At 71.8% G+C, this 14,134-nt stretch carries 17 protein-coding genes; 7 read left to right on the top strand and 10 right to left on the bottom strand.

Annotation, left to right across the window (positions count from 1 at the left end):
* The first annotated feature begins 17 nt into the window (after window positions 1-17).
* A complete protein-coding gene (locus ABZ860_RS16625) occupies window positions 18-1,157 on the top strand; it encodes a P-loop NTPase (protein ID WP_357220650.1) in 1,140 nt (379 codons plus the stop codon).
* A 4-nt stretch (window positions 1,158-1,161) separates the two neighbouring features.
* Here ABZ860_RS16625 and ABZ860_RS16620 read toward each other — a convergent pair whose 3' ends face one another.
* The 4 genes from ABZ860_RS16620 to sigE form a co-directional block, all read right to left on the bottom strand.
* Window positions 1,162-1,509, bottom strand: coding sequence for a sec-independent translocase (locus tag ABZ860_RS16620; RefSeq protein ID WP_357220648.1), 348 nt, complete (start codon window positions 1,507-1,509; stop codon window positions 1,162-1,164).
* Window positions 1,510-1,588: 79 nt separating this feature from the next.
* Entirely contained in the window at window positions 1,589-2,878 is a 1,290-nt protein-coding gene (locus tag ABZ860_RS16615; protein WP_357220647.1) for a trypsin-like peptidase domain-containing protein, read from the bottom strand.
* Window positions 2,879-2,984: 106 nt separating this feature from the next.
* Entirely contained in the window at window positions 2,985-3,548 is a 564-nt protein-coding gene (locus ABZ860_RS16610; protein WP_357220645.1) for a zf-HC2 domain-containing protein, read from the bottom strand.
* On the bottom strand, window positions 3,545-4,153 hold the full coding sequence (gene sigE / locus ABZ860_RS16605; RefSeq protein ID WP_079319394.1) for an RNA polymerase sigma factor SigE: 609 nt from the start codon (window positions 4,151-4,153) through the stop codon (window positions 3,545-3,547). The genes ABZ860_RS16610 and sigE overlap by 4 nt, the downstream gene beginning before the upstream one ends.
* A gap of 185 nt (window positions 4,154-4,338) precedes the next feature.
* Between sigE and ABZ860_RS16600 the strand changes: the two genes are divergently transcribed.
* Entirely contained in the window at window positions 4,339-4,968 is a 630-nt protein-coding gene (locus ABZ860_RS16600; protein WP_357220643.1) for an O-methyltransferase, read from the top strand.
* Window positions 4,969-4,975: 7 nt separating this feature from the next.
* Here ABZ860_RS16600 and ABZ860_RS16595 read toward each other — a convergent pair whose 3' ends face one another.
* Window positions 4,976-6,406: a leucyl aminopeptidase gene (locus ABZ860_RS16595; RefSeq protein WP_357220641.1), complete on the bottom strand. Its 1,431-nt coding sequence runs from the start codon at window positions 6,404-6,406 to the stop codon at window positions 4,976-4,978.
* A gap of 77 nt (window positions 6,407-6,483) precedes the next feature.
* Window positions 6,484-6,651 (bottom strand): DUF3117 domain-containing protein, encoded by a 168-nt coding sequence (locus ABZ860_RS16590; protein ID WP_076433904.1) that lies wholly within the window; start codon window positions 6,649-6,651, stop codon window positions 6,484-6,486.
* Window positions 6,652-6,831: 180 nt separating this feature from the next.
* Here ABZ860_RS16590 and ABZ860_RS16585 point away from each other — a divergent pair, with 180 nt between their 5' ends.
* Window positions 6,832-7,602, top strand: coding sequence for a PaaX family transcriptional regulator C-terminal domain-containing protein (locus ABZ860_RS16585; protein WP_357220639.1), 771 nt, complete (start codon window positions 6,832-6,834; stop codon window positions 7,600-7,602).
* Between the two features lie 27 nt (window positions 7,603-7,629).
* Window positions 7,630-8,409 (top strand): enoyl-CoA hydratase-related protein, encoded by a 780-nt coding sequence (locus ABZ860_RS16580; protein WP_357220637.1) that lies wholly within the window; start codon window positions 7,630-7,632, stop codon window positions 8,407-8,409.
* A 65-nt stretch (window positions 8,410-8,474) separates the two neighbouring features.
* Here ABZ860_RS16580 and ABZ860_RS16575 read toward each other — a convergent pair whose 3' ends face one another.
* Window positions 8,475-9,071, bottom strand: a complete 597-nt coding sequence (locus tag ABZ860_RS16575) for a DNA-3-methyladenine glycosylase I (protein WP_357220635.1) — start codon at window positions 9,069-9,071, stop codon at window positions 8,475-8,477.
* A complete protein-coding gene (locus tag ABZ860_RS16570) occupies window positions 9,065-9,538 on the bottom strand; it encodes a hypothetical protein (RefSeq protein ID WP_357220633.1) in 474 nt (157 codons plus the stop codon). Before ABZ860_RS16570 ends, ABZ860_RS16575 begins: the two co-directional genes overlap by 7 nt.
* A gap of 43 nt (window positions 9,539-9,581) precedes the next feature.
* Between ABZ860_RS16570 and ABZ860_RS16565 the strand changes: the two genes are divergently transcribed.
* Window positions 9,582-9,854: a hypothetical protein gene (locus tag ABZ860_RS16565; RefSeq protein WP_357220631.1), complete on the top strand. Its 273-nt coding sequence runs from the start codon at window positions 9,582-9,584 to the stop codon at window positions 9,852-9,854.
* Window positions 9,855-9,862: 8 nt separating this feature from the next.
* Here the strand turns inward: ABZ860_RS16565 and ABZ860_RS16560 are convergent, their stop codons facing one another.
* Window positions 9,863-10,441, bottom strand: coding sequence for a TIGR00730 family Rossman fold protein (locus tag ABZ860_RS16560; protein WP_357220629.1), 579 nt, complete (start codon window positions 10,439-10,441; stop codon window positions 9,863-9,865).
* 41 nt (window positions 10,442-10,482) lie between these two features.
* Entirely contained in the window at window positions 10,483-11,229 is a 747-nt protein-coding gene (locus ABZ860_RS16555; RefSeq protein WP_357220627.1) for a TIGR00730 family Rossman fold protein, read from the bottom strand.
* Between the two features lie 122 nt (window positions 11,230-11,351).
* Here ABZ860_RS16555 and ABZ860_RS16550 point away from each other — a divergent pair, with 122 nt between their 5' ends.
* A complete protein-coding gene (locus tag ABZ860_RS16550) occupies window positions 11,352-11,894 on the top strand; it encodes a hypothetical protein (protein ID WP_357220625.1) in 543 nt (180 codons plus the stop codon).
* Between the two features lie 19 nt (window positions 11,895-11,913).
* Entirely contained in the window at window positions 11,914-14,112 is a 2,199-nt protein-coding gene (locus ABZ860_RS16545; RefSeq protein ID WP_357220623.1) for a bifunctional polysaccharide deacetylase/glycosyltransferase family 2 protein, read from the top strand.
* Window positions 14,113-14,134: the final 22 nt, after the last annotated feature.

The following is a 14,134-nucleotide window of genomic DNA, read 5'->3' as shown; positions in this document are numbered from 1 at the left end:
GTCCATAGCATGGATTCATGGCACCATCCCCTGAACTCGTCATGGCCGCGCTTGCGACGGTGAACGACCCGGAGATCCGCCGGCCGATCACCGAGCTCGGCATGGTCAAGGGCGTCGACATCTCCCCCGACGGGGTGGTGCGCGTTGGCGTGCTCCTGACCGTCGCCGGCTGCCCGCTGAAGGACACCATCACCCGCGACGTCACCGGAGCCGTGTCCCGGATCGACGGCGTGTCCCGCGTCCACGTGGACATGGACGTCATGAGCGCCGAGCAGCGCAAGGAACTGCAGACGAAGCTGCGCGGCGACCGCGGGCCGGAGAAGGAGATCCCCTTCGCCAAGCCAGGCTCGCTGACCCGCGTGTTCGCGGTCGCGAGCGGCAAGGGCGGCGTCGGCAAGTCGTCGGTCACGGTGAACCTCGCCGCGGCGATGGCCTCCCAGGGCCTGAAGGTCGGCGTCGTGGACGCCGACATCTACGGCCACTCGGTGCCGCGCATGCTCGGCGTGAGCGAGCGGCCCACCAAGGTCGAGGACATGATCATGCCGCCGGTGGCGCATGACATCAAGGTCATCTCCGTCGGCATGTTCAAGCCCGAGGGCAACACGCCGGTGGTCTGGCGCGGCCCGATGCTCGACCGCGCGCTCTACCAGTTCCTCACCGACGTCTACTGGGGCGACCTCGACGTCCTGCTGATGGACCTGCCCCCGGGCACCGGCGACATCGCGATCTCGGTCGCCCAGCGCATGCCCACGGCCGAGATCCTGGTCGTCACGACCCCGCAGCAGGCCGCCGCCGAGGTGGCCGAGCGGGCCGGGTCGATCGCCGCCCAGACCCACCAGCAGATCGCGGGCGTCATCGAGAACATGGCGTGGCTGCCCTGCCCGCACTGCGACGAGCGGATCTCGGTGTTCGGCGAGGGCGGCGGCCAGACCGTGGCCGACGCGCTGACCCGCACGCTGGGCGCGCGCGTGCCGCTGCTCGGCCAGGTGCCGATCGACATGCGGCTGCGTGAGGGCGGCGACGAGGGCAAGCCGCTCGTGCTGACCGACCCCGACGCCCCGGCGGCGGCGGAGCTGCGCCGGATCGCGGCCGGGCTCGGCAAGAAGTCGACCAGCCTCAAGGGCCTGAAGCTCGACATCTCGCCGGTCAAGCACTGACGGGTCAGGTCGCCTCGTTGTCGTACGGCGGGATCTCCCCCACGCCCAGCTCGGGCGTGGGGGAGGCGACCGGCTCCGCCGCCGTCTCCGGGGTGCTGTTCCAGTCGTTCTCGAGATCGTCGAGCAGGTGCTTGCGCACGAAGTTCTTGGGGTTGAGATCGGCCGGGTCGAAGTTGGCGAACTCGGGCCCCATGTTGGCCTGGAGGTCCGCCTTCGCGTTGTTGGCCATCTGCCGGAGCTGCCGCAGCGTACGGCCGGCCTGCGAGGCGGCCTGAGGAAGCTTCTCCGGTCCGAAGACGAGCAGGGCGATCACCACCAGCGCCAGGGCCTCCCCCCAGCCGAGTCCGAACATGGCGATCTCCTCCTGCACGTGCGACGCTGAAATCAGACTAATGCCCGCGCCCCAAGCTGTGGACAGGGGACGCCCTGCTTCATGAAGGCCGAGCGCTGGGGGCGGGGGCCGCGCCGACGGTGACCGTCGCCGTCCGCACCTCGCCGTCGTGCCGGAACTTGATGCGCACCTCGTCGCCGGGGGCCTTGCTGCGGATGGTGACGATCAGCTCCCGGCTGTCGCTCACGGGCTGGCCGTCGACTTCCAAAATGACGTCTCCCGCGTGCAGGCCCGCCTTCGCGGCCGGGCCTCCCGGCGTGACCGGCACGGCGCCGCCCTCCGTCTGGGTGGCGATCCGCACCCCCTGGCCCTGGTAGCTCTGGTCGATCGTGATGCCGATCCTGGAGGTGCGGGCCGCTCCGGTGGTGATGAGTTCCTGGGCGATCCGGCGCACCTGGTTCACCGGGATCGCGAAGCCGAGGCCGATGCTGCCGGACTGCTGGCCGAGCAGGGAGCCGCCGACGGTCGCGATCGCCGAGTTCACCCCGATCACCTCGCCCGCCGCGTTCACCAGGGGACCGCCGGAGTTGCCGGGGTTGATGGCGGCGTCCGTCTGGATCGCGTTGATGAGCGCGTAGTCGGACCCGGTGCTGCCGCCCGCCTCGACGGGACGGTTGAGCGAGCTGACGATGCCGGTGGTGACCGTGCCGCTCAGGCCGAGGGGCGAGCCGACCGCGATGACCGGGTCGCCGACGACCACGCCGTCGGAGTTGCCGAGGCGCAGCTCCGGCGCCCTGACGGTCCCGTCGGGCTTGACGACCGCGATGTCGGAGTTGGGGTCGCGGCCGACGACGCGCGCCCCCGAGGAGGTGCGGTCGTTGTAGCGGATGCGGATGTCCCCGGCCTGTCCCGCGACGGCCACGACGTGGTTGTTCGTTACGATGTAGCCGCCCTTGATCACGAAGCCCGACCCGGTGCCGGACTCGCTGTTGCCCTTGACCTCCAGCGAGACCACGCTGGGCAGGACCTTGGCGGCGACTCCGGCCACCGACTCCGGCGGCCGGGCCGTGGGCTGCTTCGACGGCGTGCTCAGCGCGTATCCGGGGTCGATGCCGGAGGACGGGCGCGTCAGCAGGAACGTGCCCCAGCTCGCCACGCCGCCCGCCACGAGCGCGATGACCACGGCCAGGGCGGCGTACAGCGCGATGTTGGGGCCGCGAGGCTCGGGCTGCGGCACGACGGGATACAGCGGCGGCTGGGCCCATCCTGGGCCCATGCCGTACGCGCCGGTGGAAGGCGGAGGACCGCCCGGAGGGTCCTGCGGCTCCTCGCCCGCGGGAAGGAACTCGGGCCGGTCCGACGCGCCGTACGGACGCGTGTTGTCGGTCATCGCGGCAGTCACTCCTCGCACACGGCGTCATCCGCTGGGCAGCCGCGGTGACGAGGAAAGCGGCACACGACGGCTGCGATGTCCGATCGTATGCCGATTCCTCGAATCAGCGCGAAAGACCCCTGGTGACACTGGGTGACGGGGTGGGTGACACGCTCACCACGGGCGCCCTGTTCTGGGCGGGATGCTGTACGAACATCTGGCCGGGCGTCGGGTTCGGGGTGGCCGTGGATCCCCCGGCCATGAGCATGGTGCCGAGGGCGACGGCGGCGCCGGCCATTCCCACGGCCACGTATCCCGCGCGTCTGACCCTTCCTGACCGTCCAGGCCCCGATCGTCCCTCGTCCCGGCCTCGGGGCCGGTTGTCCATCGGCCCGGCGGCGTGCATGCCGGGTAGCCGCCCGCTGCCGAAGGCCGGGTGGTCGGGAAAGGGCCGCATCCGCGGCGGCAACGGCCCTCCCGGCTCCGCCATGCGCAGCAGCGACATGGTGAGGTCCGCCGGCATGGCGGGCGGATCCATGGACCGCAAACGGGTCTTCAGCGCCCGCATCGCGTCGACCTCCGCACGGCAGTCCGCGCAGAACGTCAGGTGTGCGAGCGCGCGTTCCCGCTCGTTGTGACTGAGTTCGCCGTCGATGAGCGCGGAGACGCGCTCGCCAAGATGACTCACAGTCCCTCCCTGCTGATTGAAGGGGGGGTTTGATCGCCGTTCCGGTTCGCGGAGGGCGCCCGGTGGTCGAGCGCCTCCCGCAGTTGGGCGCGGCCGCGGTGGATGCGGCTGCGCACCGTGCCGAGTTTCACGCCGAGTGTCGCGGCGATCTCCTCGTAGGACAGTCCCTCGATGTCGCACAGCACCACGGCCGCCCGGAACTCCGGCGCCAGGGCGTCGAGCGCGGCCTGGATGTCGGGCTCCAGGTGCGCGTCGTCGTACGCCTGCGCCGGGGACGGCTCGCGGCCGTGCAGCCGCTCGGCGGCGTCGTCCGCCAGCCCCTCGAAGCGGATGCGCTGCCTGCGCCGCGCCATGTCGAGGAAGAGGTTCGTCGTGATCCGGTGCAGCCACCCCTCGAACGTGCCCGGGGTGTAGCTCGACAGGGATCGGAAGACCCGGACGAAGACCTCCTGAGTGAGGTCCTCGGCGTCGTGGACGTTGCCCGTCAGCCGATAGGCCAGCCGGTAGACCCGAGCGGAATGAGTTCGGACGACCTCCTCCCAGGTGGGAGGCGTCCAGTCGGACACCGAAGTCTCCGCCTGGTGGTCGTGCTCGTCCACCGGCATTCCTCTCTGCAGGATCGTCGCTACAGCCATAGTGCCTGGTTTCGCCCCTTCCTGCGCACCGCGGGCTGAGCGGTCTCGAACAAAGACCGTTCAAAGCGTGCAACGTCCCCGTTGTGGCGTGAGTTCCCGTTCCGGTCCGACTCCCCTAGGCTGCGACCAAGATGAAGCAGGGGAGGGAGAGGCCGATGGCGACACCGGCCAGCCTGGAGTACGCGGAGGAGTTCGTCCCGGAGGACGACATCCTGCGGACCGCGCGCCGGCGTGGCATCGAGGTCGGGGCGCGCCCGATCCTGCCCGGGTGCGGAGCGGCGCTCTGCTTCCTCGCCACGGTGGTGAACGCACGCTCGGTGGTGGAGGTCGGCACCGGGTGCGGCGTCTCCGGCCTGTGGCTGCTGCGCGGCATGCGCCCGGACGGCACGCTCACGAGCGTGGACGTGGAGCCGGAGCATCAGCGCATGGCTCGGCAGACGTTCGCGGAGGCGGGGTTCTCCGGCAGCCGCATCCGGCTGATCGGCGGCCGCGCGCTCGACGTCCTTCCCCGCCTCGCCGACGGCGGCTACGACATGGTCTTCTGTGACGCGGCCAAGCAGGAGTACATCGACTACCTCACCGAGTCGGTGCGGCTCCTGCGCCTGGGCGGGGTCGTCGTCTTCGGCGACGCCTTCTGCGACGACCAGGTGGCCGACCCCACCCAGCGCGACCCGGACACGGTCGCGATCCGGGAGCTGGGCAAGCTCGTCAGGAACGACGAGCGGCTGCGCCCCCTGATGCTGCCGCTCGGCTCCGGGCTGCTGGCCGCCGTGAGACTTTCCTGAGCGGGCGTCAGGCGGTCAGGTAACGCAGGAGCAGGCGGACGCCGAATCCGGTGCCGCCCTTGGTGATCTCCGCCTCGTCGGAGGCGGACCGCGCGGGCCCCGCGATGTCCAGGTGCGCCCAGGGCCGCCCGCCGGTGAACTCCCGCAGGAACAGCGCCGCGGCGATCGACCCCGCCGCGCCCGACATCGCCCTGTCGACGTTGGCCAGATCGGCCACGTCGGAGTCGAGCATCGTGCGGTAGTCCTCGACGAGCGGCATGCGCCACAGCCGTTCCCCGCCGGCCTCACCGGCGGCGATCAGGTCCGCGGCCAGCGACTCGTCGGTGGCGTAGAGCGCGCCCAGGTTCACGCCGAGCGCGACCTTGGCCGCGCCGGTCAGCGTGGCGACGTCGATCACGACGTCCGGGTCCAGTTCGGCGTCCGCGTACGCCAGCGCGTCGGCCAGCACGAGACGGCCCTCCGCGTCGGTGTTCAGCACCTCGACCGTGCGCCCGCCGTACTGGGTGATGACGTCTCCCGGCCGCTGCGCCGAGCCGGAGATGGAGTTCTCCGCGCACGCCACGAGGCCGGTGACCCGCACGGGCGCCTCGAAGGCCGCCAGCGCGCTCATCGCGGCGATGACGGCGGCCCCGCCCGCCATGTCGGTCTTCATCGCCTTCATGCCCTCGGTGGGCTTCAGGGACAGGCCGCCGGTGTCGAACGTGATGCCCTTGCCGGCGAGCACCACGTGGGCGCGCGGGTTCTCCGGCGTGTAGGAGAGCTGGACCAGGCGCGGCGGGCTGATCGACCCCTGCCCGACCGCCCGGATGCCGCCGAACTCGCCGAGCTCGGGCTCCTCCCACACGCGTACGTCGAGCCCGGATTCGGCGGCGACCGCCTTCGCCTGGTCGGCGAGCCAGGCGGGCGTCTTGATCGACGACGGGGTGTTGACGAGGTCGCGGGCGAGCGCGGTGGCCCGCGCGACCACCTCGCCGCGCTTCAGGTCCCGCTCGTCCCCGCCCACGAAGACGATCTCCCCGACCGGCTTCGTACGGCCGTTGCCGATGGTGAACGTGTACGCCGCGAGCAGCGCGCCCTCGACCAGGGCGGCCGCATCCCCCTCGGACGGGACGACGACCGACAGCGACGCCCGGCCCTTCGCCCGCCTCGCGACGGCCGCCCCGGCCTTGCGCAGCGCGGCGGCCGAGCCGTCGCCGGTGCCGTACAGCAGGACGCGCCGCACGCCGCCGTCCCTGACGGTGGGCACCTCCACGACCTCGCCCGGCTCTCCCTTGGCCTCGTAGTGCGCCAGCAGCGCGTCCACCGGCACGGGAGTCTCCAGCCAGGGCGCCGGGGCGGGGGCCGGTCCGGGTCCGAAAGGCACGGCCACCAGGTCGGCGTCCGGCGCGGGCCCGGCACCGTGAGGACCGGCGAGGACCGGCGTGGTCTCGATAGGCACGTCCACCTCCAACAGGGCGGCCCCGGCGCGGGATCACCCGCCGCCAGGGCCGTGAATCGAACAGGTCGGCTGACGAATCAGCCGACCACCTTCTTGAGCGCGTCACCGAGGGCGCTGGCCTCGTCCGCGGACAGCTCCACGACGAGTCGGCCGCCACCTTCGAGAGGGACCCGCATGACGATGCCCCGTCCTTCCTTGGTGACCTCCAGCGGACCGTCACCGGTCCGCGGCTTCATCGCCGCCATGCGTGTATCCCTTCCCGCGTTGTCGGCCGCCCCGGAGGGTAACCGGCGTATTCACGTTTCTGTGATGTTCTATTATCCCGCCTCCGAGCTCAAAAAGGTAACGGCCCGGCTCCGGTCAGTGGATCAATGCCGCGGGACACGCGTTGTGGGCGGACCGGACGTGACCCCACACTGGGTGGGGTGAACGCCCGAGCCGCGCTTTTCGATCTCTATGGGGACCACCTTCGCACCCGTGGCGGCCGCGCCTCCGTGGCCGCGCTCGTGAGGCTGCTCGCACCGCTCGACATCGCGGCGCCGGCCGTCAGGACCGCGATATCCCGGATGGTCCGGCAGGGCTGGCTCGACCCCGTACGGCTGCCGCAGGGGCCGGGGTACGCGGTCACGCCAAAGTGCGAACGCAGGCTCGACGAGACGGCGGCCCGCGTCTACCGGCGGGGCGACGCACCGTGGGCCGGCCGCTGGCACATCCTGGTGCTCGAACCGGTCAGGGACCGGGCACGGCGCGAGCGGCTGCGCGCCGACCTCGCCTTCCTCGGGTACGCCCCGCTGTCGGAGACGACGTGGATCGGCCCGCGGCCCTCGCCCGAGCTCGACGCGCTGCGGGTCCCCGGCCACCGGTTCGACGCCGCGTACGAAGGCGACCCGCGTGACCTGCTCGCGCGCGCGTGGGACCTGGACGGCATCGGCAGCGCGTACGAGGATTGGCTGGCCAGCGCGGCGGACCTGGTGGGCTCGCTGCCGGAGGACGCCCCGGACGACCGGGTCTTCGCGGTCCGCAGCAGGCTGGTGCACGGCTGGCGCAACTTCCTGTTCCGCGACCCCGGGCTGCCCGCCGACCTGCTGCCGCCGGGCTGGCCGGGCGAGAAGGCCCGCGCCTTCTTCGATCAGGAGGCCGCCCGGCTGCTGCCCGCCGCCGCCGCGTTCGTCGATCGCAATCTGACGACGACCTGACCGACGACCTGATTGGAGCCGCCCGAGATGACCGTGACGTATGACGTCGACGAAGCCGTCGCCACGATCACGCTGAACCGCCCCGACGCGATGAACTCGCTGACCGTCGCGATGAAGACCGCCCTGCTCGCGGCCGTGCGGCGCGCCGCCGACGACGCGTCGGTGCGGGCCGTGCTGCTGACCGGCGCGGGCCGGGCCTTCTGCGCCGGCCAGGACCTGCGCGAGCACGCCGACAACCTCGACCGGGGCCTCGGCCTGGCGAACACCGTGCGCGAGCACTACAACCCGGTCGTGCTGGCCATCGCCACGATGGGCAAGCCCGTCGTGGCCGCCGTCAACGGGGTGGCGGCGGGAGCGGGGGCCTCGCTGGCGTTCGCGTGCGACTTCCGCCTGGCGGCCGAGAACGCGAAGTTCTCGATGGCGTTCACCGGGATCGGCCTCGCGCCCGACTCCGGCGCGTCCTGGACCCTCCAGCGCCTCGTCGGTCCCGCACGCGCCCGGGAGATGCTGCTGCTCGGCGACGTCGTGGACGGGGCCAGGGCCCTGGAGCTCGGCCTGGTCGGGCAGGTCGTCCCGGCCGACCGGCTGGCGTCCGCGGCCCGCGACCTCGCCGTACGGCTCGCGCAGGGACCCACCCGGGCGTACGCCGCGACCAAGGCGGCGTTGGACCACGCGGCGTCGTCCTCCCTCGCCGAGGCGCTGGAGCGGGAGGCGGAGCTTCAAGACGAGTGCGTGGGCACCGCCGACCACGCGGCGGCGACCAAGGCGTTCCTCGGCAAGGAGCGCCCCCGCTTCGAAGGCCGGTAGGCGCTTCGAAGCCGTCGAACGCTTCGAAGGGCGGTAGGCGCTTTGAAGCCGTCAGCCGCCAGCCGTCAAACGCGACGCAGGCCGCTGACCTGGGCGGTGACGGCCTCGCGGACGTGGCAGTCGGCCACGTGGTCGTTGACCAGGCCGATGGCCTGCATCAGGGCGTAGGCCGTGGTGGGGCCGACGAAGCGGAACCCGTGCTTCTTGAGCTCCTTGGCGAGCGCCGTGGAACCGGCGGTGCGGGCCGGGACGTCGGCGAGAGTGGCCGGGACCCTGCCGGGCTCCTCGGCGTGCCTCCACACCAGCGCCGAGAGCCCGTCCGGCACCTCCAGTGCGGCGCGGGCGTTAGCGACGGCCGCCTCGATCTTGGCACGGTTGCGCACGATGCCGGTGTCGGCGAGCAGCCGCTCCACGTCGCCCTCGTCGAAGGCCGCCACCGCCGGGATCGAGAACCCGGCGAACGCCTTGCGGAAGTTGTCACGCTTGCGCAGGATCGTCAGCCACGACAGGCCGGACTGGAACGCCTCCAGGGTGATCCGCTCGAAGACGAGGTCGTCCCCGCGGACCGGACGGCCCCACTCCTCGTCGTGGTAGGCGATGTAGTCGGGGGTCGTGCCCGCCCATCCGCAGCGGACAAGCCCGTCGTCGTGCACTGTCACCATGCCTCTTCCGCGTCGGCGCGCTCGCCGTCCCAGCCCTCCCGAACCGTCGCCGAGGACACCTCCGGCTCGCGCTCGGCCCGGTTCTCGGAGTCTTCGAACTGCTCCGTCTCGACCTGCTTGGTCTCGGCCTGCTTAATTTCGGCCCGCTTCGTCTCCTCGCGCGCCTGCAGCCGTGCGTACGATAACTCGGCCACGCGCTGCTCCAGCACCGCGATGCGGGTGTCGCGCTCCCCGAGCGCGACCGAGACGCGGTGCAGCGTCTCGTCCACCGCCTGGGTGCTGTAGCCCACGAGACCGATCGGAAGCTGAAGCGCGATCAGGTCGGCGGGAGTCATCTGACCGGCCGCGGGCAGTTCGAGCGGCGGCACGTCAGGGGGGAACTCCGCCATCTCGCCGCCGTGTCCCAGCGAGACCATGACCACACAGGCGATCACGGCGAGTCCGGCGATGACGAGTACGACCAGCACATACGAATCGTGCCACAACTCTTTCGCGTGCGAGCATGGAAGCATGACGCGCGTGATCGGGCCCGACGACGAGATCGAGCCCGGCTGGGTCGAGGCCGCCTCGCTGCCTGAGGCGTCCGCGCTGGCCGGGGCGGGACACACCGTCGTGGTGACGCTCCCCGGCGACGAGACCGAGGCGATCGCCGCCGCCGCCGCATACGCCTGGGCGGGCGCGAGCGTCTTCCGGACGTCGCACGACGTACGGCAGGCCCTCGACATGACCGAGGCCCTGCTGGGCCGCCGTCCCCCTGCCCTGACCCGCCGCGGCCTGGCCTGAGCCGCCCTCTAGCTCTCGCCGAGTTCCTCGCCCGTCGGGCTGAGGCGGAGGGTGGTCTGCTCCAGCATGTCGAGCGCCTCCTCCACCGTGGTCGCCCACGAGATCGCGTCGAACACGTTCGGCCGCGTGAAGCCCTGCTCGTACATGTTGTCGACCAGGATGCGCAGCGGCCCGTACAGGCCCCACGGGTCGAGGACGACCAGCGGCCGCTCGTGCATGCCGAGCACGCGGGAGGTCCAGATCTCGAACAGCTCCTCCAGGGTGCCGATGCCGCCCGGAAGCACGAGGAAGGCGTCGGACCTGGCGTCCATGATCCCCTTGCGTTCACGCATGTCGGCGGTGACGATCAGCTCGTCGGAGTCGGTGTCGGCGATCTCGACGTCGACGAGGGCTTGAGGGATCACCCCGATCGTGTGGCCGCCGCCGTCGCGGACGGCCCGGGCGACCTCGCCCATGCAGGAGACGATGGCGCCCCCGCTCACGAGGCCGTGGCCGCGGCGGGCCAGTTCGGCGCCCACCTCCCGGGCGAGGTCGACGTACTTGCGGTCGATCTTCTGGCTGGACGAGCAGTACACGCAGACGAACACGTCGCAACCTTACTGAGTCACGACCTCGCTGAGTCGCGACCTCACTGGGTGGCGGAGCGCCGGTCGGCCTCCACGATGATGCGCACGGCCTCGTCGGGGTCGTCGGTGACCGAGACCAGCTCGACGTCCTGCGGCGAAATCTTCCCGGTGGCCAGCAGCGTGTCGCGGATCCAGTCGATCAGCGGCGACCAGAAGGAGACGCCCATCATGATCACGGGGAACGAGGTGACCTTGCGCGTCTGCACCAGGGTCAGCGCCTCGAACAGCTCGTCGAGCGTGCCGAACCCGCCGGGCAGGGCCACGAACCCGCTGGCGTACTTGACGAACATGGTCTTGCGCACGAAGAAGTAGCGGAACTCGATGCCGAGGTCCACGTAGTCGTTGAGGCGCTGTTCGTGCGGCAGCTCGATGCCGAGGCCGACCGAGACGCCGCCGGCTTCCAGCGCGCCCTTGTTGGCCGCCTCCATCACCCCGGGGCCGCCGCCGGTGATCACGGCGTAGCCCGCCTTGGCGAGCGCCGCGCCGACCTTCACCCCGAGTTCGTACTCGGGACTGTCGGGACCGGTACGAGCCGAGCCGAAGACGGTCACCGCCGGGGGAAGGTCGGCGAGGGCGCCGAAGCCCTCGACGAACTCCGACTGGATGCGCAGCACGCGCCAGGGATCCTCGTGCAGCCAGCCGGTGGGGCCGCGGCGGTCGAGCAGGCGCTGGTCGTGGGTGGATTCGGGGACGAGGCCGCCGCGGACCAGCGACGGACCCTGCCGGCGTTCGGGTCGGGTGTGGTTCATGACGGTCACGCTAACGGTCGGGATAGGGAACGGTGCAAGACGCGCGAAGTACCCGATTAGTTATGCCCCAAACGTCATATCGCGTCCCAAACATCAGCCCAGCCTCAATAGCATCGGAGCCCGTGAGAGAGCCACACCCCACGAGCACGGCCGTCTTCGTCGACCACAGCGGTCGCAGGAGCAAGGTGCTCACCGTCACCGCGATCGTCACCGGAGTGCTGGTCACCGCTCTCACGGTGACCCTGCTGGTCGGCGTGCTCGGCGGCATGGTCGGCGGCTCCGAGCTCCCCGCGCTGAACTGGCCGGGGCAGGCCGGCCGGACGGACGCGGCGCATCCGCAGCCGCGCTCGCCCAGCCCCTCCCGCTCACCGGAGACGAGCATCTCCGCCCAGCCTCCGGCCTCGACGCCCGCCGCCCGCCCCACGCGGACGGCCACCTCGCCCGCCGCTCGGCCGTCCGCCTCCCGGCCGCCCCGCCCGTCCGCCTCCTCGTCCTCCGTCCCGCCCCGCGTCCCCTCCTCGGCCCCGACCCGGCGGCCCTCGCCGTCCGAGACGGCGGGACCGTCCGCGGAACCCTCGCCCGAGGTCACGGAGGCGCCGGCGGCGAACCCCGGCCACGGCGGCACACCGCCGGGTCAGGTCGGCCGGACGCGCGGACCCAAGTGAAAAGGGTGAGCACACGGTGATGGCGGGACGACGCGGCAAGCGGGCCGACCCCCGCGGCCACTGGTTCCTCGTGGCGATCGCGGCCCTGCTGACGACCGGCGCGCTGCTGCTCAACGGCTTCGCGCACAACGTCGTCGGCGAGACGCACGCGCCCCCTTCCGCGGGCGAGGAGCACTCCGCCGAGCTCGACCGGGTGCGCTCGGGCGGGCCGGTCGTGAACGCCTCGGGGCCCAGCCCTCGCAGCGTACGGCCGGTCGCCCGGACGGTCGCGCTGACCTTCGACGACGGCCCCGACCCGAAGTGGACCCCCCGGATCCTCGACGTGCTGCGCAGGCACGGCGTCAAGGCGACCTTCTTCGTGGTGGGCGCCCACGCGGCCGAGCACCCCGAGCTGGTCCGCAGGATCCTCGCGGAGGGTCACGAGCTCGGCAACCACACCTACACCCACGCCGACCTGACGACCACCCCGCTCTGGCGCATCCGGCTGGAGATGTCCCTCACGCAGAAGGTCCTCGCGGGCACGACCGGGGTGCACACGCGCCTGGCGCGCCTGCCGTACTCCTCCTCGCCGTCGGCGGTCGGCGGCGCCCAGCTCGCGGCCATGCACGCGCTCGGGGACGAGGGATACCTGGTGGCACTCACCGACCTCGACTCGCGGGACTGGAGCCGTCCCGCCGTCGACCGGATGGTGAGGGACACGCTCCCGCGCCGGGGCCGGGGCGCGGTGGTCATGTTCCACGACGCCGGAGGCGATCGGAGCCGGACCGTGGCCGCCGTCGACGCCTTGCTGGACGCGCTGAAGAGGAGGGGCTACTCGGCCACCACGCTCACGAAGGCCGCCGGTCTGCCCTCGGCCCACACACCCGCCGGGACCGGCGAGCGCTTCCTCGGGAGCGTTCTCGCCGTCGCCCAGCGGGTCTCGGCCGCCTTCACCGGCTCACTGGGCTGGATCCTCTCCGTCGCAGGGGTGCTCACCCTCGCCCGCCTGGCGTTCTTCGTCTCGCTCGCCTGGGTCCACGCCCGCAGGACCCGCCGCAGGCGCCCGGAGAACTCCCCCAGGCGCAGGCGCGACCGCGTTCCCGTGTGGCCGGCCCCTCCGGCCGTGTCCGTGATCGTCCCCGCGTACAACGAGGAGGCGGGGATCGAGGCGACCGTCCGCTCGCTCGTGACGACGGACTATCCGGGGCGGGTCGAGGTGCTGGTCGTGGACGACGGCTCCAGCGACCGCACGGCGGAGATCGCCGCCTCGCTGAATCTGCCCGGCGTCCGCGTCATCCGTCAGCCCAACGGCGGCAAACCCGCCGCGCTCAACACCGGCATCGCCCACGCCTCACACGACATCCTGATCATGGTGGACGGCGACACCGTCTTCGAGCCGTCGACCATCGGGAACCTCATCCAACCGCTCGCCGACCCCTCGGTGGGCGCGGTCAGTGGCAACACGAAGGTCGGCAACCGCCGCGGCATGATCGGCCGGTGGCAGCACATCGAGTACGTCATCGGGTTCAACCTCGACCGGCGCGCCTTCGACCTGCTCGGCTGCATGGCGACGGTGCCCGGCGCGATCGGCGCGTTCCGCCGGCAGGCGCTGCTGTCGGTCGGCGGCGTCAGCCTCGACACCCTCGCCGAGGACACCGACCTCACGATGGCGATCTGCCGGGCGGGCTGGCGGGTCGTCTACGAGGAACGGGCCCGGGCGTGGACCGAGGCGCCCACCTCGCTACGGCAACTGTGGCGCCAGCGCTACCGCTGGTGCTACGGCACTTTGCAGGCGATGTGGAAGCACCGCGGGGCAGTGCTGGAGCGGGGGCCCTTCGGCCGCCGGTGCCTCGGATATCTCACGCTCTTCCAGGTGATCCTGCCGCTGCTGGCCCCGGTCGTCGACATCATGGCGGTCTACAGCGTGGCGGTGGCGGACCCGCTGCCCGTCGTCGCGGTATGGGCCGGTTTCGTCACCGCCCAGGCCCTCAGCGGGTGGTACGCGCTGCGTCTGGACGGAGAACGGGCCTCGGCGCTGTGGGTGCTCCCCCTGCAGCAGTTCGTCTACCGGCAGCTGATGTACCTGGTGGTCATCCAGTCCGTCGCCACGGCCGTTCTCGGGGTGCGCTTGCGCTGGCACACCGTGCGGCGGGAGGGCACCTTCAACGCTCTGAAGAATCTTGAAAACATTCCCGGGAACGTGGAACCGGTCTTCGCCGAGGCTCCGTCTAAGGACTGAGGGTGCTGCTCGGGACGAAAGT

Source organism: Microbispora sp. NPDC046973 (assembly GCF_040644495.1).
Taxonomy (GTDB): domain Bacteria; phylum Actinomycetota; class Actinomycetes; order Streptosporangiales; family Streptosporangiaceae; genus Microbispora.
Note: the sequence above shows the minus strand (reverse complement) of the source record. Positions and strands in the feature narration are given on the sequence as shown.